The following is a 24,778-nucleotide window of genomic DNA, read 5'->3' as shown; positions in this document are numbered from 1 at the left end:
CGTCATGTCCGCCGCGCTCCGCCTTGTGTTGCCCGCGTGCTCGCCCGACGAACTCGCGGGCGTCTGGCGTGCGGACCAGCTGGCCCCCCAGTCGCAGGCCGTGCTCGCCAGCGGCCATGCCGAGCTCGATGCCGAGCTGCCCGGCGGCGGCTGGCCCCTGGGGCAATTGACGGAAGTGCTGCAGCTGCAGAGCGGCCAGCATGAATGGCGCCTGCTGCTGCCCGCGCTCCAGGCCGCCGTGGCCCAGGGCCCGCTCGTGCTCATCGGCGCGCCGCACCTGCCGCACCTGCCCGCGCTCGTGGCGGCGGGCATCCCCGCCGCGCAGCTGCTGCGCATCGACGCACACACCCCGGCCGAGCGCCTCTGGGCCGCCGAGCAGGTGCTGCGCTGCCGCGATCTCGGCGCGCTGCTGGCCTGGCTGCCGCAGGCGCGGCCCGACCAATTGCGTCGCCTGCAACTGGCCAGCAGCGCCACGCAGGCTCTGGTGTTCGCCTTCCGGCCCGAGGCCGCGCGGCACGAGTCCTCGCCCGCGCCGCTGCGCCTCACGCTGCGCACAGCGGCGGACGAGCCGGGCCTGAGCATTGAGTTGCTCAAGCGCCGCGGCCCGCACATTGACCATCCCCTCACCCTTGCCGCGCCGTTGCCCGTGATGACCGCGCTGCGCAAGCGACGGCCCCTCCAGGACCCCGGCCATGCTGTGGATCGCCCTGCGCCCACCCGCACCGCCCGACGCCAGCTCCAGAGCGCATGAGCCCCTGCCGCCCAGCCCTGAACAACAAGCCCTTGCCTGGTGGGCCCTGTCGTTCAGCCCCCGGGTCTGCGTGCTGGAAGAGGCCGTACTGCTGGAAGCCGGGGCCAGCCTGCGCCTCTTCGGCGGCCAGCGCGCGCTGCTGCAGCGCCTGCGTGACGAGCTGGCTGTAGCTGGCGGCACGGGTCTCGCCGTCGCGCCCACGGCCCTCTCTGCGCTGGCCCTGCTGCGCACGCTGCCGCCGGCGGGTGACGCCGCACCCGTACCCGCCGTGTCCTGTACCGCGCGCCGCCTTGGTACCGCGCTCGACGCACTGTCTCTGCCCCATCTCAGCGCCACACAGGCACATGCAAGCGTACTCGCGCGCCTGGGCTGCCGCACCCTGGGCGATGTGCGCGCGCTGCCGCGCGACGGTGTCTCGCGCCGCTTCGGTGCCGCGCTGCTCGACGCGCTGGACCGTGCCTACGGCCAGCGGCCCGAGGCCCATGAGTGGGTGGCGCTGCCCGAAACATTCAGCGCGCGGCTCGAATTCATGGGCCGCATCGAAGTAGCCGAAGGCATGCTCTTCGGCGCGCGCCGCCTGCTGGGGCAACTGGCCAGCTGGCTGCAGGCGCGCCAGCGCGGTGTGCTCGCCATCACCCTGCACTGGGAGCACGACCTCGTGCGCCGTGGCGAGCTGCACCACGGCCAGCTGCCCGTACGCACCGCCCAGGCCACGCGCGACATCACCCACCTGGCCCGCCTGCTGGGCGAACACCTGGCGCGTTTGACCCTGCCCGCGCCCGTGCTGGCCATCCGCCTGGAAGCCGGCGAGACCGAGGCGCTGCAAACCACGAGCGCCAGCCTGCTGCCTGAAGACGTGAGAAAAGGCGAGCCGCTGCAACAGCTCATCGAGCGCCTGTCCGTGCGCCTGGGCGCAGAGCGTGTACTTCGCGGCCAGCTGCTGGCCGACCACCGGCCCCAGCACATGCAGGCCTGGGTGCCGGCGGGCGAGGGCACGGCGACTGCAAAAGCCCCAGCCCTGCCGCAGCACCTGCAACTGCACCCGCCCTGGATCCTGCGCGAGCCCCTGCGCCTGGCCATGCAGGGCGAGCGCCCGCTTTACCAGGGCCCACTGCGCATGCTGGCCGGCCCCGAGCGCCTGGAGTCCGGCTGGTGGAGCCTGCTGTCAGCCGCAGAAACGGAAGGCGAGGAACTGGCCCTGCGCGATTATTTTGTGGCCCGCAGCCCGCAGGCGGGCCTGCTCTGGGTGTATCGGCGCCGCAGCGCGGGGGAACCGGCGTGGTTTTTGCAGGGCGTTTATGGCTGAGGGCGCAGCCAGCTCACCAGTAGCGGCGCCACGCAGAGGAAGAGCAGGCCGTAGAGCAGGTAATTGCCCGTGCCAGGGTTGAAGTCCGGCCAGAGCTTGTGCCACGCCTTGCGCATCACAATGCGGCCAACGGCCAGGTCGAACCCGGCCATGAAAGCCGCAAGCACCAAGCCCAGCTGCCCGTGCGCCAGCGCGCCCTGCAATGCCATGGGCGGCACCAGCAGCCAGCAGATCACGAAGGCCAGCACCGAGCCCGTGAACGCGCTGAGCTTGAGCGCGCGCTCCTTGCCCAGGTGCGGCACCACCCACACCGTGCGCGCGATGCCGTGCAGCATTTCTGCGCCGGCGAGCACGATGCAGAGCGAGACGATGCGGATCAGGGTGTCAGTACTCACAGGGCGAATGATGGCTGTGCAGTGTTACGCCGACGTGGGCTGCACAACCAGCTGCACCCCTAGCGCCTTCGCTACCTTGACTACGGTGTCAAAGCGCGGCTTGGCCCCCGGTGTCAGCGCCTTGTAGAGGCTCTCGCGGCCCAGCCCGGCGTCCTTGGCCACTTGGGCCATGCCGCGTGCGCGCGCCACGTCGCCCAGCGCGAGCAGCAGCAGATCGGTGTCGCCGGTTTCGAGCACGGCATTCATGTATTCGGCAATGGCCGCGTCGCCGCCCAGGTAGCGGGCGGCATCGAAGGGGACCAGCTTGGTCTTGGCTTTGGTGGTGCTCATGGTTCCAGCTCCAACTGTGTGAGGAGCTTTTGTGCTCTCTTAATATCCCTGGCCTGTGCGGACTTGTCGCCACCTGCGAGCATGACGATGACGATGTTCTGTCGTCGCGTGAAGTACAGCCGGTAGCCCGGCCCCACAGCCACGCGCATCTCCGACACGCCCGCGCCCACCGCCTTCCAGTCGCCCAGGTTGCCCGCCTCGGCCAGGCGCAGCCGCGCAACGATGCGTACCTGCGCCTTCAGGTCCTTGAGAGCGTCCAGCCAATCCCGGAACTCTTCGGTCTGGAGTACGGTGTGCATAAGAGAATTGTATCCATATGGATACTTATGTCAAACGCGCCCTTGATGGTTCAGGCCGGTCGCGCATACTGGTCGGACCCGAACGGCTGGGGCTCGGTGGATGGAGTTTGTTGTCAGCTGCGAAAGAGGATGTCAAATGTAATGTCTGATCCCGAGCCAGGGTGTGGGAACGCGCCGCGCCCGGTGACGATAGCCTGGGCAACCCCCTGCGCCTGCGCCGCGCGCTGGAACACGGCGTCACCGTCATCCTGGCGCACTGCGCCTCCATGGGCGAAGACCGCGACCTGGACAACGCGGGCGGCAAGGCCGACGGCGGCCCCTGGGTGAGCAGCTTCTCGCTCTTCGAACGCCTGATGGACGAACTCGCCCACGTGGGCCGGCTCTATGGCGACCTCTCCGCCATCACCCAGACCGCCCGCGCCGGCCAGCCGCTGCGCCGGGTGCTGGAGCGCGCGCACGAGGGGGGTGACTGGGCCGCTCGCCTGCTCAACGGCTCGGACTACCCGCTGCCCGCCTTCATGCCGCTGTATTCCACGCGTGGTTTTGCCGAGGCGGGCCTGCTCGATGCGGCCGCCGTGCCCGTGCTGGTGGCCATCCGCCGGCACAACCCGCTGCTGTATGACTTTGTGCTCAAGCGTAGTCTGCGGTTGGATGGCAAGTCGCTGGCCAAGGCTGTGTTCGAGACGCGGCGGGTTTTTTTGCGGCAGGGCTGAAGTTCGGCGGATGGAGCTTGCTGTTGGCTATGAGGCCGAAGGATAGGAAGTGGCGCCACGCGAGGGCTCGCTGTGGTCGCACCGGCAGCGTTGTTTCCGCAGCGGAGCCATAGCGTTTGATCTAGCTGGCCAACGCCTTGAGGTTGACGTTGAATTCTTTTTCGACGAAAGCGAGAGTAATGGGCTGGCGTTCTAGCGAAGCGCGTACTAGTTGTGTGGTGTAGAGACCTGATTTCGGCTTCCACTTTGCCTCATTACGTGGAACCGATGCCACCCACTCAACACGAAGAACATATTCAGACTTGGCGGGGTCATCAGAGTTCTCCCACATGTGTGGCGCTGCTAGGTTGAAGTCTTGAAGAAGGCGCCCTTTGTAACGAAAGTCGAGATAGGGTACTGCACGAGCCACAACTTTTCCAACGCCTACATAACCTTTTCTTCTCAGAAAGGCAACGACAACATCTCCTTCGGAGAGTTCAAGAATCTGATTGCGCCACCTGGGCCCTTGTCCAGCAGAAAGAAACCCAAGGCGACGACAGTCATCCCAATTGCGATGTGGTCCCTCTCCGACGTTGACGTAGTAAATGCCATTCTGAAAATCGAAGCGCGCAAGTTCCCGGTGGAGAGTGTTGTGCGGCCTGAATAGCGAAACGAAGCGGCCTGCCGCCTTGTTCGTGAGTCCGCGGCCAAGCTTCCAAATCAATGTTGTCTCAATGAGATGCGCTTCTTGCTCCGCGAGGCCAGCGGCGACCGTACGAATAATAGGCAACAGCCCTTCGGCTTCGATGGCACGAATGCGCGCTGTTTTCTCGGAATCATTACTGTCGGATAGGTGCGCGAATCGACGCGAGCCCTTTCCCTTCCCGTAATAGAACTCCTCAAGATTCCGAGGATCGATATATACGTAGACGTAATAGGTGCGATCTGCCATGGACTAACTCGCGTAATAGTATTCGACACATGTTGAACTGTCGCGAGGCGCAACGGCTCAATTAAGGCTTCGTGCGGAAAGAGAAGTTAGACCTTCGTGAGTTCTCCAGCGAGCGTCTGAGCGGCCTTCTGAATAGCGATAACCGCTGCATTCATTTTGGCCAAGTGTTCTGAGTACTTGTCGCAGTGAGCTTGCGAAGGCGCAGCCTTCTGTCCCGTTCCTTTCCATGTATCCAATCGCTCACGCATACCTTGTGCAACCCAAGACGTGAACTCCGCAGTGGCCCCGGAAAGTGCCGCATGAGGGCCGGCCAACTCTGGCAAGTAGAGGGTCTGCAGCATCGTCGCTGTCTTCCACGGGTCATCGCCTACCGGTAGATCTGCATCAAAGAATCGGTGCCGCATTTCTTCAGAGTAGTAGTCCACCGTCTTCAGAACTGCCACAACGTATTTCTCTAGCTTTTCTTGTTTTAGCCATCGCAATTTTTCCGAACGGTCAGATAGCCGCTTCACGTCAGTCTTGATGGATTCTGTAAGCACAGTGGTGTCGTGCAGCTGCCTTTTTACGGCGTCGAAATCCGCTTCAAGCGCGGCATGCTCTGCTCTTCTCTTGATATAGGAGCCCAAGAATGCTCCTCCGGCAGACAGCAGGATCGTTAGGCACGCCAATACGGCATAGAAAGTCCAATTCCCAACAATCGTCTGGGAAACGATTTCAGATGCGAGCGCTCGAATCGTCTCCGGGCTCATAGTCGACCCACCAATTTCGATCGCAAAACTTGCGATCCGAGTTGGCGAACACGAAACAAACCGGTCATCCCATCCTCCCGTCCATGGCTTGCCTACAGCGCTTGCGGCAACTATACTGTACAAAAATACAGTCATTGATTTTGACCCTGTAACCACGCGCCTTGTAGACCGCCACCCCGTGACAGCAAGGCAGCCGGCCGGCGTGGCCACAGCGTCACCAATATAGCCCGCAAGACCGCGTCTGACCAGAGCCGTTTTCCCTGCCTGCGCCGGCTGACCCGCCATGAACCCCAGCCAATCCCTTGCATCTTCGGCCGCGTTGCCGGCCTACGCCGAGCTGCATTGCCTGAGCAACTTCAGCTTCCAGCGCGGGGCCTCGAGCCCGGAGGAGCTGGTGGCGCGTGCGTTTGCGCTGGGCTACAGGGCGCTGGCCATCACGGACGAATGTTCCATGGCCGGGGTGGTGCGCGCGTTTGGGGCGGCCCAAGAGCTGGGGCTGCAGCTGCTGATCGGTACCGAGCTGCGCGTGGAGGCCGAGGGAGCGGAGGAGAGTTTCACCCTGGTGCTGCTGGCGCGCAGCCGCGCGGGCTACGGCGAGCTGTGCGAACTCATCACCCAGCTGCGCGCGCAGCCGGACAAGAAAGCCAACCGCCGCTACCGCGTGCACGCGCAGGACTGGGATGCGCTGGCTTTCGACAGCCGCGAGGTGCTGGCCCTGCTGGTGCCGAACCGCCAAGCGCTGCGCCCCGAAGACGCGGCCTTTGCGCCAGCACTGGCCGCGCGCCTGGCCTGGCTGAGGTTGCGCTTTGCAGCCTGCTGGCTGGCCGTGGAGCTGCTGCACCGGCTGGACGACGCGCTGTGGCTGGAGTGCCTGGGCACGGCGGCGCAGGGTGCGGGTGTGCCGCTGGTGGCGGCGGGCGGTGTGCACATGCATGTGCGTTCGCGCAAGCCGCTGCAGGACGTGATGACGGCCATACGCCTGGGCCGGCCGGTGGCCGAGTGCGGTTTTGCGCTGCAGCCGAATGCCGAGGCACACCTGCGCTCGCGCCAGCGCCTGGCCGCGCTCTACCCGCCCGAGTTGCTGGCCGAGACGCAGCGCGTGGCGCAGCTCTGCAGTTTCAGCCTGGACGAACTGAAGTACGAGTACCCCGAAGAGGTGGTGCCCGCGGGCGAGACGCCGGCTTCTTACCTGCGCTGTGCCACGCTGGAGGGCGCGCTGGTGCGTTACCCGCAGGGCGTGCCGGCGCAAGTGCAGCAGCAGATCGAATACGAGCTGGCCCTCATCAGCGAGCTGCACTACGAGAAATACTTCCTCACGGTCTACGACATCGTGCGGTTTGCGCGTGACCAGAAGATCCTCTGCCAGGGCCGCGGCTCGGCGGCCAACTCGGTGGTCTGCTACTGCCTGGGCGTGACCGAAGTGGACCCGGCTCGCACCAGCGTGCTGTTCGAGCGCTTCATCAGCCGCGAGCGCGCGGAGCCGCCGGACATCGACGTGGACTTCGAGCATCAGCGGCGCGAGGAAGTGATCCAGTACCTTTACAAGAAGTACGGGCGCGACCGCGCCGCGCTCACCGCGGCCGTGCACACCTACCACGCGCGCGGTGCCATTCGCGACGTGGGCAAGGCGCTGGACATGGACGAGGCGCTGATCGACGCGCTGGCCAAGGCGCACCAGTGGTGGGACGGGCGCGAGGTGAACGCCGAGCGCCTGCAGGAACTGGGGCTGGACCCGGGCAGCCGGCAGATCCGCCTGCTGATCGAGCTCACGCGGCCCCTGCTGCGCTTTCCGCGCCACCTCTCGCAGCACAGCGGCGGCTTCGTGCTCACGGGCGACAAGCTCACGCGCACGGTGCCCGTGGTGCCCGCGGCCATGGAGGGGCGCACCACCATCGAGTGGGACAAGGACGACATCGACGCGCTGGGCCTGTTGAAGGTGGACGTGCTGGCCCTGGGCATGCTCAGCGCCATCCGCCGCACGCTGGACTTCGTGGGCCAGTGGCGCGGGCAGGGGATGCGCATGCAGGACATCCCGGCCGAAGACCCGGCCACCTACGAGATGATCTGCCGCGCCGACACGGTGGGGGTGTTCCAGATCGAGAGCCGCGCGCAGATGAGCATGCTGCCGCGCCTGCAGCCGCGCTGTTTCTATGATCTGGTGATCGAGGTGGCCATCGTGCGGCCCGGGCCCATCCAGGGCGGCATGGTGCACCCCTTCCTGGCGCAGCGCGAAGCCCGGCGCCGCGGCGAGCCGCTGACCCTGGCCAAGGAGGCGCTGCGCCCCGCGCTGGAGCGCACGCTGGGCGTGCCCATCTTTCAGGAGCAGGTGATGCAGATCGCCATCATCGCCGCGGGTTTCACGCCGGGCGAGGCCGATCAGCTGCGTCGCGCCATGGCGGCCTGGAAGCGCCGCGGTGGCGTGGACAAGTTCCGGGACCGCCTGATTGAGGGCATGACGGCGCGCGGCTACGAGCTGGCTTTTGCCGAGGCCATCTTCCGGCAGATCGAGGGCTTTGGCGAATACGGTTTCCCTGAAAGCCATGCGGCCAGTTTTGCGCTGCTGGTCTATGCGAGCGCCTGGCTCAAGTGCCACGAGCACGCGGCCTTCCTGGCCGGCCTGCTCAATTCCCTGCCCATGGGTTTCTACGGCCCCGCGCAGCTGGTGCAGGACGCGCAGCGCCACGGCGTGACGGTGCGGCCTGCCGACGTGTTGCACAGCGACTGGGACTGCACACTGGAGCCCGATGAAGACGGCAAGCCCGCCGTGCGCCTGGGCCTACGCCTGGTGGCCGGGCTGAAGGCGGCGAGCGCCTTGCGCATCGTGGATACGCGTGCCGTGGCGCCCTACCGCAGCACCGAAGACCTGGCCCTGCGCGCAGGGCTGGACGCGCTGGACCTGAAGGCCCTGGCCAGTGCCGATGCGCTGCTCAGCCTCAGCGGCCACCGCCGCCAGCAGGTGTGGGACGCGTCGGCGCTGCAGGCCGCGCCGGCCCTGCTGCGCGGCGCACCGGTGCACGAGGCAGCGCTGGCGCTGGCGCCCGCACCCGAGGGCGAGGAGATCGTCTTCGACTACGCGGCCACGGGCCTCACGCTGCGGCGCCATCCGCTGGCGCTGCTGCGCGAACGGCTGGGCCAGCGCCGCCTGCAGACGGCCGCCGAGCTGCAGGCCTGCCCCAACGGCCGGCCCGCGCGTGCCTGCGGCCTGGTGGTGGCCCGGCAGCAGCCGGGCACGGCCAAGGGGGTGGTCTTCGTGACGCTGGAGGACGAGACCGGTTCGGTGCAGGTCATCGTCTGGAAGGCGCTGCGCGACAAACAGCGCGAGACCCTGATCTCGGCGCGCCTGCTGGCCGTGCACGGCACCTGGCAGCGCGAGGGCGCGGTGTGCCACCTGATCGCGGGGCACCTGGAAGACCTGACGCCGCTGCTGGGGCGGCTGGCGACGCAGAGCCGGGATTTTCACTGAGGGCGGGCCGGCCGGGCTTGAAATGGCCGACGACGCCACTATCTCGCCCGCCGAGGAGCTCTTTTATGAATGCATCGCATGTGAACGACGTGGCCCGGGCCATGGTGGTGGACGAGGTGGACAGCCTGGACCCGGAAGACAAATTCAAGCTCAGCCTGCAGGAAAAGTTTGCGGTGCACCGCGTCATGCACGACAGCGCCATCACCGACGCCCACCCCGAGTTCTACATGGCCCTGGCCAAGGCGCGCCGCCGGCTCGTGGTGCAGGTGGAGAACAAGGGCGAGCGCCTCCTGGTCGACGTCGAACAGCTGTATGAGCAGGCTCGCCGCCTGGGTACCCTCGACGCCGCCTTCCGGCAGGTCTTCGAGCTGCGCTGCACCGGGCATGTGGTGCAAGGGCCCTTCCGCTGCAACTTCGCCTACGCGCACTGGGCCGAGGGCCCGATGGACTGAGGCGCGCTCAGCCGGCGGGCCACTGGCCGCCGCTGCAGCGTTCGATGCCCGCCAGGTCGCGGCGCGACTGCACCTGCGCAAAGCCGGCCTGCGTGAGCAGGGCGCGCACGGCCTCGGCCTGTTCCCAGCCATGTTCCAGCAGCAGCCAGCCGCTGGGCTGCAGATGCGCCGGTGCCTGCGCGACGATGGCGCGGATGGCGTCCAGGCCGTCGGCGCCCGAGGTAAGGGCCAGGCGCGGCTCGTGTCCCAGCTTCTCCAGGTGCGGATCGTCCTCGGTGATGTAGGGCGGGTTGGAGACGATGAGGTCGAACGTCCCTTGCAGGCCTTCGAGCCAGCTGCCGAGATGGAAGGCCACGGCCAGACCGAGGCGCTGCGCATTGGCCTGGGCCACGGCCAGGGCTTCGGGGCTGGCATCCACGGCCTCGACGCGGGCGCCGGGCCGCTGGCTCTTGAGTGCCAGGGCGATGGCGCCGCTGCCCGTGCCCAGGTCCACCACCGAGCCCTGGGGGCCCAGGTGTTCGAGCGCCCAGTCGACCAGGGTCTCGGTGTCGGGGCGCGGGTCGAGCACACGCGCATCGACCTGCAGCGTCAGGCCGTAGAACTCGCGCTGGCCCGTCAGGTAGGCCAGGGGCGTGCCGGCGGCACGACGGCGCGTGAGGTTGATGTAGCGCATCTCCGCGTCCGGGGCCAGCGCGTCGCCGTCGTGCGCCACCAGCCAGGCGCGGTCGTTCTGCGGGCGGCCCAGCGCGTGCAGCAGCAGCAACTGCGCATCCAGCCGCTCCAGCCCGAGGGCGGAGCAGGCGGCGGCGAGGGCTTGCTGGATCTGCATGGTGCTACTGAAAATGTAGCTGCATTGTAGGACTGCAAGCCCATTCCGGGGGGATTCAGGCGCTCAGTTGTTGCCTACTTCCAACTCCGCCAGCTGTTCGGCCTCGCGCGCATGGCGCAGGGCGCTCACCACGTCGTCCAGTTCGCCTTCCATGATGCGGTCGAGCTTGTAGAGCGTGAGGTTGATGCGGTGGTCGGTCAGGCGGCCCTGCGGGAAGTTGTAGGTGCGGATGCGGTCGCTGCGGTCACCGCTGCCGATGAGCCCTTTGCGCAGGGCGGCGTCCTTGGCGGCGCGCTCGCTGCGGTCCTTTTCCTGGATGCGGGCCGAGAGCACCTGCAGGGCCTTGGCCTTGTTGCGGTGCTGGCTGCGGTCGTCCTGGCACTCGGCCACGATGCCGGTGGGGATGTGGGTGATGCGCACAGCCGAGTCGGTCTTGTTGATGTGCTGGCCGCCGGCACCGCTGGCACGGTAGGTGTCGATGCGCAGGTCGGATGGGTTGATCTGCACGGCCTGGGTCTCGTCGGGTTCGGGCAGCACGGCCACGGTGCAGGCGCTGGTGTGGATGCGGCCCTGGGTCTCGGTGGCGGGCACGCGCTGCACCCGGTGGCCACCGGATTCGAAGCGCAGGTCGCCGTAGACGTGGTCACCCGTGATACGCAGCACCACTTCCTTGTAGCCGCCGAGCTCGCTGGGTGATTCGCTGATGAGCTCGGTCTTCCAGCCGCGGCGCTCGCAGTAGCGCGTGTACATCCGCAGCAGGTCGCCGGCGAACAGGGCCGATTCGTCGCCGCCGGTGCCGGCGCGGATTTCCATGAAGGCGTTGCGCGTGTCGTCCGGGTCCTTGGGCAGCAGCAGGCGCTGCAGCTCGTCTTCGAGCTGGGTCAGCTCGGCGCTGGCTGCGTCCACTTCTTCCTGGGCCATGGCTGCCATATCGGGGTCGGCCAGCATCTCGCGCGCGCCGGCCAGGTCGGCTTCGCGCTGCTGGTAGCGGGCGTAACGGCCGGCCATCTGCGTGACTTCGTTGTGCTCGCGCGAGAGCGCGAGGAACTGGCCCATGTCGGCCATGATGTCCTCGCGCGAGAGCAGGAAGTTGAGTTCTTCCAGGCGCTGGGCGTAGCGTTCAAGTTGTTGCCGGAGAAACGGTTTCATGATGGGGCGGGTAGGGGCTTCGACAGGGGCTTGCCCGGGTGGGCAAGCGATGGTGCGGACTGTGAAGCCAGCTAGCGCAGCGCAGGGCCGCCCCAAGCAAGCGCGGCCCCCTCGGGGGGCAGAGAGCTACACGCAGTGAGCGAACGTGGGGGCACCATTACTTCTCTTTGCGCAGGAAGAAGTGCTGGATGGCCGCGCTGGCGCGTTCGCGCGCGGCGGCGTCGCCGGCATGCAGCTCGGCCAGGGCGCCGTGCAGCATCTTCTGCGTGAGCCCTTTGGACAGGGCTTCGAGCACGGCATCCACGTCCTCGCCCCGGGCCAGCAGCTTGCGCGCGCGGGCGATCTCGGCGGCGCGCCACTCGTCGGCCTGGGCGTTGAGCTGCTGGATCAGCGGCACGGTGCTGCGCTGGTCCATCCAGTGCATGAAACTCTGCACGCCCGCATCGATGATGACTTCGGCCTGGGCCACCGCGGCCTGGCGGTTGGCCTGGCCGGTCTGTACCACGGCGGCCAGGTCGTCCACGGTGTAGAGGTAGACATCCGAGAGGCCCTTGACTTCGGGTTCGATGTCGCGCGGCACGGCCAAGTCCACCATGAACATGGGGCGGTGCTTGCGTTGCTTGAGGGCGCGCTCCACCGCACCCAGGCCGATCAGCGGCAGGGTACTGGCGGTGCAGCTGATGACGGCGTCGAATTCGTGCAGGCGCTCGGGCAGGTCTGCCAGGCGCATGGTTTCGGCGCCAAAGCGGCTGGCCAGCTTTTCGCCGCGGTCCAGCGTGCGGTTGGCGATCACCATGGCCTTGGGATGTTTGGCGGCGAAGTGGGTGGCCGCCAGTTCGATCATCTCGCCAGCGCCGACGAAGAGGATGCGCACCTGTTGCAGGTCTTCGAACAGATTTCCGGCCAGGCGCACGGCAGCGGCCGCCATGCTGATGGAGTGCGCGCCGATCTCGGTGGAGCTGCGCACTTCCTTGGCCACGGCAAAGGAACGCTGGAAGAGCTGGTTGAGCGTGGTGCCCAGGGCGCCGGCTTCTTCGGCCACGCGCACGGCGTCCTTCATCTGGCCCAGGATCTGCGGTTCGCCCAGCACCATGGAATCCAGGCCGCTGGCCACGCGGAAGGCATGGCGGGCAGCTTCATTGCCCTGCAGCGTGTAGGTGTGCGAACGCAGCTCCTCGGCCGAGACGCCGCCGCTCTTGGCCAGCCAGTCCAGCGTGGGGGCCAGCTCCATCTGCTCGCTGGCGCAATAGATCTCGGTGCGGTTGCAGGTGGAGAGGATGGCAGCCTCGGGTGGGCGCGGGAGCGCACCGCGCAGGCCGTGTAAGGTGGGGGGGAGCTGGTCGAGCGCAAAGGCAAACCGGCCGCGCAGATCGAGCGGCGCGGTCGTGTGATTGATGCCCAAAGCCCAGACTGCCATGGCGGGATTATAAAATTTATAGATACATCAATGGTTTGCGCCATTTTTTACCGGCGCCGGCCTGTTCCATGAACTTCCAAGACATCCTCTTACACCTGCTCAACTTCGTCGCTCCGGCCTTCGCGCTGGCCGTGCTGCTGCCCTTGCTGGCCTGGCCTCTTTTCAGGAAGAGGACCGCCATGCCCTGGTGGGGGCAGGTGCTGGTGAACGTTGCGGTGGGGGTGGGTGTGCTGCTGGCCAGCCTGTGGTGGCTGGGGCGCGACGGCAAGATGACGGCGTATGCCCTGCTGGTGCTGGCCGTGGCCAGTTCGCAGTGGCTGCTGGCGCGGGGCTGGCGGCGTTGAACCACCGCGTGAGAAGCCGGGCCCAGCCCGGCTTTTTTGTGCCCTGCGCTCAGAAGTTGTAGATGACGCCGACGGACAGGCGTGTCACGTCGGCCTTGCTGTTGGACGACGGGATCTTGACCCGACCCAGGTTCTCGTACTGCACACGCATGCTGAATTCTCTGTCGAAGCGGATCTGGGTGCCAAAGCCGTAGATCAGGTCATCGGGCAGGCCGTTCACCTCGCCGTCGTGCAGGCCCACGCCGGCTTTGCCGAACAGGTGGACCTGGCTGTTGAGCGGCACCTTGCCCACGGCCACCGCGCTCACGATGTTCTGGTTGATGCTCACGCGCCCCGGGCCGGGCACATCGGCTGTGGCGCTGCCGATCATCGTCAGGCCGGCTTCCAGGTCAAGGTTGTCGAGGTAGTGGTAACCGCCGGAGAGCGTCAGGGCGCCGGGGCTGGAATAGGAGCCCGGCCCGCTGAGGCTGACGATGCCGTAGGCGGCGGCGGCGTAGTAACGCGCGTTCTGGGCCAGGGCGGGGGCCATGGCGGCGCTGCAGAGCAAGGCCGTGGCAAGGATTTTTTTCATGGTGCGAACCTGTCGTTGCAATGGAGGACCCGCCGGGTGGCGGGGACGCGGTCGGAATTATGGGAAGGCCGCGGCCACGCCTTGTAACGAGGTGTTATGCCCCTTTTCGCCTTGGGCGTAAAAAAGCCGGGCAGGGCCCGGCTTTTTTTGAAAGGGGTGCGACTTCAGAAGTTGAGCACGCCGCCGATGGACACGCGGCTGATGTCGGCACCCGGATCGCTCGGGCTGCTCTTGGACTTGCCCAGGGCTTCGTACTGCAGGCGCAGGCCGAACCGGGAGTTGATGTTGAACTGGCCGCCAAAACCGATGATGGCATTGGTGGTGGTTTCCTTGTTGTAGGTGCCGGCGTAGGCGCCAGTACCCGTGACTTTTGCGGTGTGGAAACCGATACCGGCCTTGCCGAACAGATCGAAGCTTTGCGACAGCGGCAGGATGCCGACCGCCAGGAAGCGCGCATCGCCCTGTTCGGCCGTGGTGGTGCCGTTGTTGTAGACCAGGGTGGAGTCGCCGTAGCCGGTCAGGCCGCCTTCAAGCGCAAAGTTGCGGTTGAAGCGGTAACCGCCCGAGACGGTGAGCGAGCCCGGGTTGGCGTAATTGCTGTTCTGCATCTTCAGCGTACCGGCATCCAGTGCGAGATACCAGTGGCTTTCCTTTTGCGCCAGGGCGGGCGTGACGACGGCGGCGCAAAGCAGGGCGGCGGCGATGATTTTTTTCATGGGACTCCCGGAAAAGTTGAGGCAAAAAACGGTGCGTTCCCGCAAGGGAGACGCAGGGTGATTCTAGGTGCCTCTTTTAACGTCACGGGCTGCGTGCGGGTTGACGGCCACGCTGTCGGCCTGCGAGGGATCGAAGAAATCCACACGGTCGGTGATCAGGCCGTCGAGGCCCAGCGCCAGCAGGTCTTGCGCAGCGCTGGCGTCGTTCACCGTGTAGCACAGGCCGCGCAGGCCGGCTGCGCGCGTGCGCGCCAGCAGGGCGGCGTCCCATAACGTGTATTTGCAGACCACGGCCACGCAATCCAGTCTGCGCGCGGTGTCCAGCCAGCCCTCCCACAAGCTGTCCAGCAGCAGGGCGCGCGGTAGTGCCGGGGCCGCAGCCTGTGCGCCCAGCAGGGATTCGGGCTGGAAGGAACTCAGCAAGGGCGGTACCGCTGCCCCTTGCCACAACTGTGCCGCGGCCTGCGCCACGACCTCCCCGGTCTGGCGCTCGGTGCCGGGGGTGGGTTTGATCTCGATATTGAGCAGGCTGTCGTGGTCCAGGCAGAAACCTGCGATGGCCTGCAGCGTGGGCAGCGGCTCGCCGGCATAGGCGGGCGCCAGCCAACTGCCGGCGTCCAGCCGGGCCAGCTCGGCCCAGGGCCACTGGCCCGCCGTGCCCTGGCCCTTGGTGGTGCGCTCCAGCGTGGCGTCGTGCAGGAGAAAAGGCACGCCGTCGGCGCTGAGCTTCACATCGCATTCGAACATGCGCCAGCCGTGCGCGTGCCCGAGCCTGAAGGCGGCCAGGGTGTTCTCGGGGGCCAGCTTGCCGGCGCCGCGGTGTGCGACCCAGCGCGGGTAGAGCCAGGCGCCCGATGCCGGGCTCACAGGCGCTTCCCCGTGGCCTCGTCGAAGCGGTGCAGGCGCCCGGCCTGCGGCTGCAGGTGCAGGGTGCTGCCGATGGCGGGGACCGAGCCCTGGTCTTCGTTGACGCGCACGATGATCTGTTCGCTGTCCAGCCGTGTGTAGACCAGACGCTCGGCGCCCAGCATCTCGATGGCCTCGACCTGCACGCTCCAGCCTTGAGCGGCCGCTTGCGGCACGATGTCCAGATGCTCCGGGCGGATGCCCAGGATGGTGCCAGGCTGCACATGGGGAGCGCTGGACAGCAGGTTCATGGGCGGTGCGCCGATGAAGCTGGCCACGAAGGTGGAGGCCGGGCGGTGGTAGACCTCCTCGGGCGTGCCGAACTGTTCCATCCGGCCGGCATTCATGACGATCATGCGCTGGGCCAGCGTCATGGCCTCGACCTGGTCGTGCGTGACGAAGAGCGAGGTGATGCCGAGTTCGCGGTGCAGCTTCTGGATCTCCAGGCGGGTCTGGGCGCGCAGCTTGGCGTCCAGGTTGGAGAGTGGTTCGTCGAACAGGAAGACCTGGGGCTGGCGCACGATGGCGCGGCCCATGGCCACCCGCTGGCGCTGGCCGCCCGAAAGCTCGCGCGGTTTGCGCTCCAGGAAGGGGCCCAGTTCCAGGATGCGCGCGGCCTTGTCCACGCGTGCACGGATCTCGTCCTTGGGCACCTTGGCGATCTTCAGGCCGTAGGCCATGTTGTCGAACACGCTCATGTGCGGGTAGAGCGCATAGTTCTGGAACACCATGGCGATGTCGCGTTCGGCCGGCTCCAGGTCGTTGACCACGCGCGGGCCGATGCGGATCTCGCCGCCGCTGATCTCTTCCAGCCCGGCCACCATGCGCAGCAGGGTGGACTTGCCGCAGCCCGAGGGACCGACGATGACGATGAACTCGCCGTCGGTGACGTCGGCGTTGACGCCATGGATGACCTGGTTGGCCTTCGGGCCATGGCCGTAGCGCTTGATGACGTTGGAGAGGGTCAGGGATGCCATAACTTCTGTCTCTTATTTTTCCGTGTCGACCAGGCCCTTGACGAACCATTTCTGCATGAGGATCACGACCAGCGCGGGTGGGATCATGGCCAGGATGGCCGTGGCCATGACCACGTTCCATTCCACATAGACCTCGCCGAAGATGGCGCGCTTGATGCCCAGCACCACGGGGTACATGTCCTCGTTGGTGGTGACCAGAAGGGGCCAGAGGTACTGGTTCCAGCCGTAGATGAACTGGATCACAAAGAGCGCTGCGATGGAGATCTTGGACAGGGGCAGCAGCACGTCCCAGAAAAAGCGCATGGGCCCGGCGCCGTCCATGCGCGCGGCCTCGACAAGTTCGTCGGGAACGGTCAGGAAGAACTGGCGGAACAAAAAGGTGGCCGTGGCCGAGGCGATCAGCGGGATGGTCAGGCCGGCGTAGGTGTTGAGCATGCCCAGATCGGACACCACCTCATAGGTCGGACCGATGCGCACCTCCACGGGCAGCATCAGCGTGACAAAGATCATCCAGAACACCAGGCCGCGTGCCGGGAAGCGGAAGTAGACGATGGCAAAGGCCGAGAGCAGGGAGATGGCGATCTTGCCCAGCGCGATGACCATGGCGCTCACGAAGCTGACCCAGAGCATCGGAGCCACCGGGGCGATGGTGGAGCCGCCCGAGGTCTTGCCGCCAAACAGGGCCAGCTTGTAGCTCTCGATGAAATTGCCGCCGGGCCACAGGGACAGAGGGTTGCTCGTGGAGATCTGTTCGGCCGTCTGGGTCGAACCGATGAAGGTGACCAGCACAGGGAACACCACCACCAGCACGCCGAGGACGAGGATGGTGTGGGCCAGGGCGTTCAGCCAGGGGCGTCGTTCGATCATCTCAGTACTGAACCTTCTTCTCGACGAAGCGGAACTGGATCACGGTCAGCGCGATGACGATCAGCATGAGGATGACCGACTGCGCAGCCGAACCGCCCATGTCCAGGGCCTTGAAGCCGTCGTAATAGACCTTGTAGACCAGGATGGCGGTGTCCTTGCCGGGGCCACCGTGGGTGGCCGCGTCCACGATGGCGAAGGTGTCGAAGAAGGCGTAGACCACGTTGATCACCAGCAGGAAGAAGGTGGTCGGCGAGAGCAGGGGGAAGACGATGGTCCAGAAACGGTGCCAGGGCGAGGCACCATCGATGGTGGAGGCCTCGACCAGCGATTTCGGGATGGATTGCAGCCCGGCCAGGAAAAAGAGGAAGTTGTAGGAGATCTGCTTCCAGACCGCGGCCATGACGATCAGCGCCATGGCATGGTCGGGGTTGAGCAGATGGTCCCACTCCACGCCCATGGCCTTGAGCGCATAGGCCACCACACCGTAGGGCGAGGCGAACATCAGCAGCCACAGCACGCCAGCGACCACGGGGGCGACAGCATAGGGCCAGATCAGCAGGGTCTTGTAGACCATGGCACCACGCACCACACGGTTGGCCATGACGGCCAGCAGCAGTGCGATGCTCAGGCCGCTGACGGCCACGAGTACCGAGAACAGGGCCGTGGTCTTGAACGAAGCGAGGTAGCTTTCGTCGTTGAAGAGGCGTTCGAAATTCTCCAGCCCCACGAATTCGACCGAGGTACCAAAGGCATCCTGCTGCAGCACGCTCTGGTACAGCGCCTGGGCAGCCGGCCAGAAGAAAAAGACCAGCACGATGGCCATCTGCGGCGCCACCAGCAGCCAGGGCAGCCACCAGGATTTGAATCGGACCCGTTTTTCCATGCCGAGATTGTGCGTTAACCGAAATCAAAAAGCCCTCCCCCGCTTGGCGGGGGAGGGTTGGGAGGGGGTGCCGTCAGTACAGCCAGAGGCTGGGCAGGGCCCTGCTCAGCCCTTGTTCGCTTTCTGGAAACGCTCCAGCTGTTCGTTGCCACGCTTGGTGATGGTCTGCAGGGCTTCCTTGGCGCTCTTCTTGCCCGACCAGACACCTTCGAATTCCTCGTCGATGATGGTGCGGATCTGCACGAAGTTGCCCAAGCGTACGCCGCGCGACTTATCCGTGGTCTTGCGGATCATCTGCGTGACCGAGACGTCGGTACCGGGGTTCTTTTTGTAGAAACCTGACTTGTCGGTCACCTCAAACGAAGCCTTGGTCACAGGCAGGTAGCCGGTGCGCTGGTGGCTGGCGGCGGCAATCTCGGGCTTGGAGAGGTGGGCGAAGAACAGGGCCACGCCCTTGTATTCCTCGGCCTTCTTGCCGGCCATGACCCAGAGGCTGGCGCCGCCGATCACCGTGTTCTGCGGCGCGCCGGGCACGTCCGGGTAATAGGGCAGGGTGCCGATGCCGTAGCCGAACTTGCCGTTGCGCGTCACGTTGCCGTACAGGGCCGAGGAGCCCGTGGCCATGGCGCATTCGCCCGAGACGAAGGTGGCGTCAGCGGCGTTGCCGCGGCCCTTGTAGACGAACAGCCCTTGCTTGGCCATATTGGCCAGGTTCTCGATATGGCGCAGGTGCAGGGGTGTGTCGATGGCCAGGCGCGTGTCCAAGCCGCCGAAACCGTTGTTCTTGGTCGCGAACAGCACGTTGTGCCAGGCCGAAAAGCTCTCAAGCTGGGTCCAGCTGACCCAGCTGGTGGTGAAGGGGCACTTGTGGCCGGAGGCCTTGAGCTTGGCGGCGGCCAGGGCGACTTCGGGCCATGTGGTCGGCGGCTTCTCGGCGTCCAGGCCGGCGGCCTTGAAGGCATCCTTGTTGTAGTGGAAGACCGGGGTGGAGCTGTTGAAGGGGAAGCTCAGCATCTGGCCGTTGGGGGCGGTGTAGTAGCCGGCGACCGCGGGCACGTAGGCGTCGGGGTTGAAGCTCACGTTGGCTTTTTTCATGACCTCAGCCACGGGAACGATGGCACCCTTGCTGGCCATCATGGTGGCGGTGCCCACTTCGAAGACCTGCAGAACGTGGGGCGCATTGCCGGCGCGGTAGGCGGCGATGGCTGCCGTCATGGATTCGTCATAGCTGCCCTTGAAGGTGGGCACGATCTTGTAATCCTTCTGGCTGGCGTTGAAGTCCTTGGCCAGGTCATTGACCCATTCACCCAGGGCGCCACCCATCGAGTGCCACCACTGAATCTCGGTCTGGGCCTGGGCCGGGGCGAGCAGCAGAGCCGACAGGGCGGCGACGCTCAGTTTCACGGAAAGTTTCATGCGGGGCTCCTTGTGGACAAGCTCGCCAGCCTAGGCTGGCAATGTGACAAACACATTAAGCCTCGGTTACGGTCCTCTCAGGATGCGGGGTTTCCATGATGCGGGCAGGGCTCCAATGCGCTTGTCCACGGGGCTATGTTGCACTGCGGTAACATCTCGCCTCAGCCGGTGGCTCCGTTCTGGCTGAAATTCCGGATCTCCCATGAACGCACCGACTCCGCTAGATCAATTCGTGGATGCAGCCGGCCCTGCGCCGCACGGCCACGAGCGCATCCGCGAAATCCCCTACAACTACACCTCCTTCTCCGACCGCGAGATCGTGATCCGCCTGCTCGGCGCACGCGCCTGGGAGGTACTGAACCAGCTGCGCGAGGAGCGCCGCACCGGCCGATCGGCCCGCATGCTCTACGAGGTGCTGGGCGACATCTGGGTGGTGCAGCGCAACCCCTATCTGCAGGACGACCTGCTGGACAACCCCAAGCGCCGGGTGCTGCTGGTCGAGGCCCTGCACCACCGACTGGGCGAAGTGCAGAAGCGCCGCACGCCGCAGGCCGACCCGCAGCGCGATGCGCTGGTGGGCGAATTGCTGGAGGTGGCCAGCCGCGCCGTCGAGGCCTTTGATGCCTCTTTCCAGAAGATCGCTGCCCTGCGCCGCAAGGCCCAGCGCGCGCTCAGCCGCCTGACCGCCAAGGACAACGTCAAGTTCGACGGCCTGTCGCGCGTCTCGCACGTGACCGACGCCACCGACTGGCGCGTCGAGTACCCCTTCGTCGTACTGACCCCCGACAGCGAGGCCGAGATGGCGCGCCTGGTCAAGGGCTGCATCGAGCTGGGCCTGACCATCATCCCGCGCGGCGGTGGCACCGGCTACACCGGCGGCGCGGTGCCCCTGAGCTGGAAGAGCGCGGTCATCAACACCGAGAAGCTCGAGGCCATGACCGAGGTCGAGATGCTGCAGCTGCCCGGTCTGGACAAGCCCGTGCCCACCCTCTGGACCGAGGCCGGTGTGGTCACCCAGCGGGTGGCCGACGCGGCCGAGCGCGCCGGTTTTGTGTTTGCCGTGGACCCGACCTCGGCCGAGGCGTCCTGCGTGGGCGGCAACATCGCCATGAATGCCGGCGGCAAGAAGGCCGTGCTCTGGGGCACGGCGCTGGACAACCTGGCGAGCTGGCGCATGGTCACGCCCGACGCGGGCTGGCTGGAAGTCACGCGCCTGAATCACAACCTGGGCAAGATCCACGACGCCGACGTCGCCAGCTTCGAGCTCAAGTACTTCGAGGCCGACGGCAAGAAGCTGGTGAAGACCGAGCGCCTGGACATCCCGGGCCCGAGTTTCCGCAAGGAAGGCCTGGGCAAGGATGTGACCGACAAGTTCCTCTCCGGCCTGCCCGGCGTGCAGAAGGAGGGCTGCGACGGCCTGATCACCAGCGCGCGCTGGGTGGTGCACCGCATGCCGGCGCACACCCGCACGGTCTGCCTGGAATTCTTCGGCCACGCGCGCGACGCGGTGCCCAGCATCGTCGAGATCAAGGACTTCATGTTCGCCGAGCAGAAGCGCAGCGGTGTGCTGCTGGCCGGCCTGGAGCACCTGGACGACCGTTACCTGAAGGCCGTGGGTTATGCCACCAAGAGCAAGCGTGGTGGCCTGCCCAAGATGGTGCTGATCGGCGACATCGTGGGTGACGATACCGACGCCGTGGCCCGTGCCACCAGCGAGGTGGTGCGCATTGCCAATTCGCGCAGCGGCGAGGGTTTCATTGCCATCAGCGCCGAGGCCCGCAAGAAGTTCTGGCTGGACCGCAAGCGCACGGCCGCGATCAGCAAACACACCAACGCCTTCAAGATCAATGAGGACGTGGTGATCCCGCTGCCGCGCATGGCCGAGTACACCGACGGCATCGAGCGCATCAACATCGAACTCTCGTTGCGCAACAAGATCAAGCTGGCCGACGAGCTGGAGCACTTCTTCGGCGAGGGCAGCCTCACCCATTTGCTCACGATCGGCAAGCCGGACGATGCCAACGAGGCGCCGTCGGTTGAGCTGATGGAAGAACGCGTGACCCAGGCCCGCGAGCTGGTGCGCACGGTGCGCGCCCAGTGGCAGGACTGGCTGGACCGGGTGGACGGGTTGTTCCCCCAGCTGCAGGACCATTCCTTGCGCGCCAGCTGGAAGACCCAGATCCGTACACCGCTGGAGGACATCTTCACCGGCCGCGCCTTCGAGCCCATGCTGGCCGAATGCAATGCCATCCAGCAGCGCGTGCTCAAGGGCCGGGTCTGGGTGGCGCTGCACATGCACGCCGGTGATGGCAATGTGCACACCAACATCCCCGTCAACAGCGATGACTACGAGATGCTGCAGGCCGCGCATGGTGCGGTCAAGCGCATCATGGCGCTGGCGCGCTCGCTCGACGGCGTGATCTCGGGCGAGCACGGTATCGGCATCACCAAGCTCGAATTCCTGAGCGACGCCGAACTCCAGCCCTTTGCGGATTACAAACAACGCATCGACCCCGAGGGTCGCTTCAACCGCGGCAAGCTGCTGCGCGAGAGTGCCCATCCGGCCGACCTGACCAACGCGTACACGCCCAGCTTCGGTCTCATGGGCCATGAGTCGCTGATCATGCAGCAGAGCGACATCGGCGCCATCGCCGACAGCGTCAAGGACTGCCTGCGCTGCGGCAAGTGCAAGCCCGTGTGCTCCACCCACGTGCCGCGCGCCAACCTGCTCTACAGCCCGCGTAACAAGATCCTGGCGACCTCGCTGCTGGTCGAGGCCTTCCTCTACGAGGAGCAGACCCGCCGCGGTGTTTCCATCAAGCACTGGCAGGAGTTCGAGGACGTGGCCGACCATTGCACGGTCTGCCACAAATGCCTCTCGCCCTGTCCGGTGAAGATCGACTTCGGCGACGTGTCGATGAATATGCGCAACCTGCTGCGCAAGATGGGGCAGAAGACCTGGCGCCCGGGCAATGCGGCGGCCATGTTCTTCCTCAATGCCACCAACCCCGAGACCATCAAACTGATGCGCACGGCCATGGTCGGCGTGGGCTTCAAGGCCCAGCGTCTGGCCAACCAGCTGCTGCGGGTGGTGGCGAAGAAGCAGACCGCCCGGCCGCCGGCCACGGTGGGCCCCGCGCCCATCAAGGAGCAGGTGATCCACTTCATCAACAAGAAGATGCCCGGTGGCCTGCCCAAGAAGACGGCGCGTGCCCTGCTGGACATCGAGGACGCCGACTACGTCCCCATCATCCGCGACCCGCAGGCCACCACGGCCGAGACCGAGGCGGTGTTCTATTTCCCGGGCTGTGGCTCCGAGCGCCTGTTCAGCCAGGTCGGCCTGGCCACCCAGGCCATGCTCTGGCATGCCGGTGTGCAGACGGTGCTGCCGCCGGGTTACCTGTGCTGCGGCTACCCCCAGCGCGGCAGCGGTCAGTTCGACAAGGCCGAGAAGATGATCACCGACAACCGGGTGCTCTTCCACCGTGTCGCCAACACCCTGAACTACCTGGACATCAAGACCGTGGTGGTCAGTTGCGGCACCTGCTACGACCAGCTGCAGGGTTACAAGTTCGAGGAGATCTTCCCGGGCTGCCGCATCATCGACATCCACGAGTTCCTGCTGGAAAAGGGCATCAAGCTCAGCGGCGCCCAGGGCGGCTACCTGTACCACGAGCCTTGCCACAACCCCATGAAGCTGGGCGACTCGATGAAGACGGTGCGCACGCTGCTGGCCGGGGACTCGAAGGACAACGTGCTCAAGAGCGACCGCTGCTGCGGCGAGTCCGGTACCTTGGGCGTGAGCCGGCCCGATGTCTCGACCCAGGTGCGCTTCCGCAAGGAAGAGGAGATTCGCAAGGGCGAGACCGAGCTGCGCGAGGCCGGCCTGGTGGGGGCGAAGGACAACGTCAAGATCCTGACCAGTTGCCCGAGCTGCCTGCAGGGCCTGACCCGCTACGGCAACGACCTGAGCAACGGCCTGCTGGAGGCCGACTACATCGTGGTCGAGATGGCGCGCCAGATCCTGGGTGAGGACTGGATGCCGCAGTACGTGGCCTCGGCCAATGCTGGCGGCATCGAGCGCGTGCTGGTATGACCCTGCTGGCGGCTGTGCCGCCAGTCTGGGGATAATCCGCTGATAACAGACGAGGTGAGTTCCATGGCAGGTTTGCAAACCGGCGCGCCGACGCCGCAGGATCTGACGGTGCATAGCAAGTCGCGGGTGCTGGAAATAGCCTTTTCCGATGGCAAGACCTTCCGCATCCCCTTCGAGCTGATGCGCGTCTATTCGCCCTCGGCCGAGGTGCAGGGCCACGGCCCGGGCCAGGAGGTGCTGCAGACCGGCAAACGCGAGGTGGAGCTGGCGGGGCTGGAGCCGGTGGGCAACTACGCCGTGCAGCCTGCGTTCTCGGATGGCCACGACAGCGGCATCTTTTCCTGGGATTACCTCTATTTCCTGGGTTCGCAGCAGGATCAGCTCTGGGCCGACTACGAGGCCCGCCTGAAAGCAGCCGGCGTGGACCGCGACGCGCCCATGCCCGAAAAAGCCGGCCACGCCTGCGGCAGCCACTGACCATGAGCAGCACCCATTTCGGATTCGAGACGGTCGACGAGGCCGAGAAGGCCCGCCGCGTGCGCGGTGTATTCGATTCGGTGGCGTCGAAATACGACGTCATGAACGACCTCATGTCCGCCGGCCTGCACCGCGTCTGGAAGGCCTATACCGTCACGGTGGCCAACCTGAAGGAGGGCGACCGCGCGCTCGACATCGCCGGCGGCACCGGCGATCTGGCCCTGGCTTTTGCCAAGAAAGTCGGCAAGACCGGCCAGGTGGTGCACACCGACATCAACGAAGCCATGCTGCGCGTGGGTCGTGATCGCCTGATCGACGCCGGCGTGGTCCTGCCCACCGTAGTCTGCGACGCCGAGAAGCTGCCTTTCCCGGACCGCCATTTCGACTTGGTCAGCGTGGCCTTCGGCCTGCGCAACATGACGCACAAGGACCAAGCCCTGGCCGAGATGTGCCGCGTGCTCAAGCCCGGCGGCAAGTTGCTGGTGCTGGAGTTTTCGAAAGTGGCGCCGCCCCTGGCCAAGGCCTACGACTGGTATTCCTTCAAGATCCTGCCCCAGCTGGGCAAGCTGGTGGCCGGCGACGCCGACAGCTACCGCTACCTGGCGGAGTCCATCCGCATGCATCCGGGCCAGGAAGAGCTCAAGGCCATGATGAAAAAAGCCGGATTCGGGCATGTGGATTTTCACAACATGAGCGGCGGTGTGGTGGCACTTCATGTTGGAATCAAGTGCTGACGTACCG

The 24,778-nt window shown here is 66.0% G+C and carries 24 protein-coding genes; 9 read left to right on the top strand and 15 right to left on the bottom strand.

What is annotated here, in order from left to right; genetic code table 11:
• Window positions 1-4 precede the first annotated feature (4 nt).
• A complete protein-coding gene (imuA, locus tag AC1RRP_RS03435) occupies window positions 5-751 on the top strand; it encodes a translesion DNA synthesis-associated protein ImuA (RefSeq protein ID WP_493033226.1) in 747 nt (248 codons plus the stop codon).
• A complete protein-coding gene (locus AC1RRP_RS03430; RefSeq protein WP_493033224.1) occupies window positions 693-2,057 on the top strand; it encodes a Y-family DNA polymerase in 1,365 nt (454 codons plus the stop codon). The genes imuA and AC1RRP_RS03430 overlap by 59 nt, the downstream gene beginning before the upstream one ends.
• On the opposite strand, the gene AC1RRP_RS03425 is transcribed toward AC1RRP_RS03430, so the two are convergent.
• The 3 genes from AC1RRP_RS03425 to AC1RRP_RS03415 are packed head-to-tail and all read right to left on the bottom strand — an operon-like array spanning window position 2,048 to window position 3,081.
• Window positions 2,048-2,452: a hypothetical protein gene (locus AC1RRP_RS03425; RefSeq protein WP_493033222.1), complete on the bottom strand. Its 405-nt coding sequence runs from the start codon at window positions 2,450-2,452 to the stop codon at window positions 2,048-2,050. The genes AC1RRP_RS03430 and AC1RRP_RS03425 overlap by 10 nt on opposite strands.
• A 24-nt stretch (window positions 2,453-2,476) precedes the next feature.
• Complete coding sequence (locus AC1RRP_RS03420) at window positions 2,477-2,782, bottom strand: addiction module antidote protein (RefSeq protein ID WP_493033220.1); 306 nt, start codon at window positions 2,780-2,782, stop codon at window positions 2,477-2,479.
• A complete protein-coding gene (locus AC1RRP_RS03415; protein ID WP_493033218.1) occupies window positions 2,779-3,081 on the bottom strand; it encodes a type II toxin-antitoxin system RelE/ParE family toxin in 303 nt (100 codons plus the stop codon). Before AC1RRP_RS03415 ends, AC1RRP_RS03420 begins: the two co-directional genes overlap by 4 nt.
• 161 nt (window positions 3,082-3,242) lie before the next feature.
• Between AC1RRP_RS03415 and AC1RRP_RS03410 the strand changes: the two genes are divergently transcribed.
• Window positions 3,243-3,794 (top strand): amidohydrolase family protein, encoded by a 552-nt coding sequence (locus AC1RRP_RS03410; protein WP_493033216.1) that lies wholly within the window; start codon window positions 3,243-3,245, stop codon window positions 3,792-3,794.
• Between the two features lie 121 nt (window positions 3,795-3,915).
• Here AC1RRP_RS03410 and AC1RRP_RS03405 read toward each other — a convergent pair whose 3' ends face one another.
• On the bottom strand, window positions 3,916-4,725 hold the full coding sequence (locus AC1RRP_RS03405) for a DUF8606 domain-containing protein (RefSeq protein WP_493033214.1): 810 nt from the start codon (window positions 4,723-4,725) through the stop codon (window positions 3,916-3,918).
• An 86-nt stretch (window positions 4,726-4,811) separates the two neighbouring features.
• The gene (locus tag AC1RRP_RS03400) at window positions 4,812-5,474 is read right to left on the bottom strand and encodes a hypothetical protein (protein ID WP_493033212.1); all 663 of its coding nucleotides are present in this window, start codon (window positions 5,472-5,474) and stop codon (window positions 4,812-4,814) included.
• Between the two features lie 283 nt (window positions 5,475-5,757).
• Between AC1RRP_RS03400 and AC1RRP_RS03395 the strand changes: the two genes are divergently transcribed.
• On the top strand, window positions 5,758-8,937 hold the full coding sequence (locus AC1RRP_RS03395) for an error-prone DNA polymerase (protein ID WP_493033210.1): 3,180 nt from the start codon (window positions 5,758-5,760) through the stop codon (window positions 8,935-8,937).
• A gap of 65 nt (window positions 8,938-9,002) precedes the next feature.
• Window positions 9,003-9,389 carry a hypothetical protein gene (locus AC1RRP_RS03390; RefSeq protein WP_493033208.1) on the top strand — a complete coding sequence of 129 codons (387 nt, stop codon included), beginning with the start codon at window positions 9,003-9,005 and terminating at the stop codon, window positions 9,387-9,389.
• Between the two features lie 7 nt (window positions 9,390-9,396).
• Here the strand turns inward: AC1RRP_RS03390 and prmC are convergent, their stop codons facing one another.
• From prmC to hemA, 3 genes are all read right to left on the bottom strand, one after another.
• A complete protein-coding gene (gene prmC, locus AC1RRP_RS03385) occupies window positions 9,397-10,218 on the bottom strand; it encodes a peptide chain release factor N(5)-glutamine methyltransferase (RefSeq protein ID WP_493033206.1) in 822 nt (273 codons plus the stop codon).
• A gap of 63 nt (window positions 10,219-10,281) precedes the next feature.
• Window positions 10,282-11,367, bottom strand: a complete 1,086-nt coding sequence (gene prfA / locus AC1RRP_RS03380) for a peptide chain release factor 1 (RefSeq protein ID WP_493033204.1) — start codon at window positions 11,365-11,367, stop codon at window positions 10,282-10,284.
• A 157-nt stretch (window positions 11,368-11,524) separates the two neighbouring features.
• Window positions 11,525-12,784 (bottom strand): glutamyl-tRNA reductase, encoded by a 1,260-nt coding sequence (hemA, locus tag AC1RRP_RS03375; RefSeq protein WP_493033202.1) that lies wholly within the window; start codon window positions 12,782-12,784, stop codon window positions 11,525-11,527.
• Between the two features lie 68 nt (window positions 12,785-12,852).
• Between hemA and AC1RRP_RS03370 the strand changes: the two genes are divergently transcribed.
• Window positions 12,853-13,128, top strand: coding sequence for a hypothetical protein (locus tag AC1RRP_RS03370; RefSeq protein ID WP_493033200.1), 276 nt, complete (start codon window positions 12,853-12,855; stop codon window positions 13,126-13,128).
• 49 nt (window positions 13,129-13,177) lie between these two features.
• Here AC1RRP_RS03370 and AC1RRP_RS03365 read toward each other — a convergent pair whose 3' ends face one another.
• The 7 genes from AC1RRP_RS03365 to ugpB form a co-directional block, all read right to left on the bottom strand.
• Window positions 13,178-13,699, bottom strand: coding sequence for a porin family protein (locus AC1RRP_RS03365; protein ID WP_493033198.1), 522 nt, complete (start codon window positions 13,697-13,699; stop codon window positions 13,178-13,180).
• 164 nt (window positions 13,700-13,863) lie between these two features.
• Window positions 13,864-14,415 (bottom strand): porin family protein, encoded by a 552-nt coding sequence (locus AC1RRP_RS03360; protein WP_493033196.1) that lies wholly within the window; start codon window positions 14,413-14,415, stop codon window positions 13,864-13,866.
• A gap of 63 nt (window positions 14,416-14,478) precedes the next feature.
• Complete coding sequence (ugpQ, locus tag AC1RRP_RS03355; RefSeq protein ID WP_493033194.1) at window positions 14,479-15,282, bottom strand: glycerophosphodiester phosphodiesterase; 804 nt, start codon at window positions 15,280-15,282, stop codon at window positions 14,479-14,481.
• The gene (locus tag AC1RRP_RS03350) at window positions 15,279-16,298 is read right to left on the bottom strand and encodes a sn-glycerol-3-phosphate import ATP-binding protein UgpC (protein WP_493033192.1); all 1,020 of its coding nucleotides are present in this window, start codon (window positions 16,296-16,298) and stop codon (window positions 15,279-15,281) included. The genes ugpQ and AC1RRP_RS03350 overlap by 4 nt, the downstream gene beginning before the upstream one ends.
• 12 nt (window positions 16,299-16,310) lie before the next feature.
• A complete protein-coding gene (gene ugpE / locus AC1RRP_RS03345) occupies window positions 16,311-17,165 on the bottom strand; it encodes a sn-glycerol-3-phosphate ABC transporter permease UgpE (RefSeq protein WP_493033190.1) in 855 nt (284 codons plus the stop codon).
• 1 nt (window position 17,166) lies between these two features.
• Window positions 17,167-18,048 carry a sn-glycerol-3-phosphate ABC transporter permease UgpA gene (ugpA, locus tag AC1RRP_RS03340; protein ID WP_493033188.1) on the bottom strand — a complete coding sequence of 294 codons (882 nt, stop codon included), beginning with the start codon at window positions 18,046-18,048 and terminating at the stop codon, window positions 17,167-17,169.
• A 105-nt stretch (window positions 18,049-18,153) separates the two neighbouring features.
• Window positions 18,154-19,464 carry a sn-glycerol-3-phosphate ABC transporter substrate-binding protein UgpB gene (ugpB, locus tag AC1RRP_RS03335; protein ID WP_493033186.1) on the bottom strand — a complete coding sequence of 437 codons (1,311 nt, stop codon included), beginning with the start codon at window positions 19,462-19,464 and terminating at the stop codon, window positions 18,154-18,156.
• A 202-nt stretch (window positions 19,465-19,666) separates the two neighbouring features.
• Between ugpB and AC1RRP_RS03330 the strand changes: the two genes are divergently transcribed.
• The 3 genes from AC1RRP_RS03330 (at window position 19,667) to ubiE (ending at window position 24,771) form a co-directional block, all read left to right on the top strand.
• Window positions 19,667-23,560: a DUF3683 domain-containing protein gene (locus AC1RRP_RS03330; protein ID WP_493033184.1), complete on the top strand. Its 3,894-nt coding sequence runs from the start codon at window positions 19,667-19,669 to the stop codon at window positions 23,558-23,560.
• Window positions 23,561-23,623: 63 nt separating this feature from the next.
• Window positions 23,624-24,037, top strand: coding sequence for a gamma-butyrobetaine hydroxylase family protein (locus AC1RRP_RS03325; RefSeq protein ID WP_493033182.1), 414 nt, complete (start codon window positions 23,624-23,626; stop codon window positions 24,035-24,037).
• A 2-nt stretch (window positions 24,038-24,039) separates the two neighbouring features.
• Window positions 24,040-24,771, top strand: coding sequence for a bifunctional demethylmenaquinone methyltransferase/2-methoxy-6-polyprenyl-1,4-benzoquinol methylase UbiE (ubiE, locus tag AC1RRP_RS03320; protein WP_493033180.1), 732 nt, complete (start codon window positions 24,040-24,042; stop codon window positions 24,769-24,771).
• The last annotated feature ends 7 nt before the right edge of the window (window positions 24,772-24,778 follow it).

The sequence above is a fragment of the Hylemonella sp. GW821-FHT12C09 genome (assembly GCF_058807395.1).
Note: the sequence above shows the minus strand (reverse complement) of the source record. Positions and strands in the feature narration are given on the sequence as shown.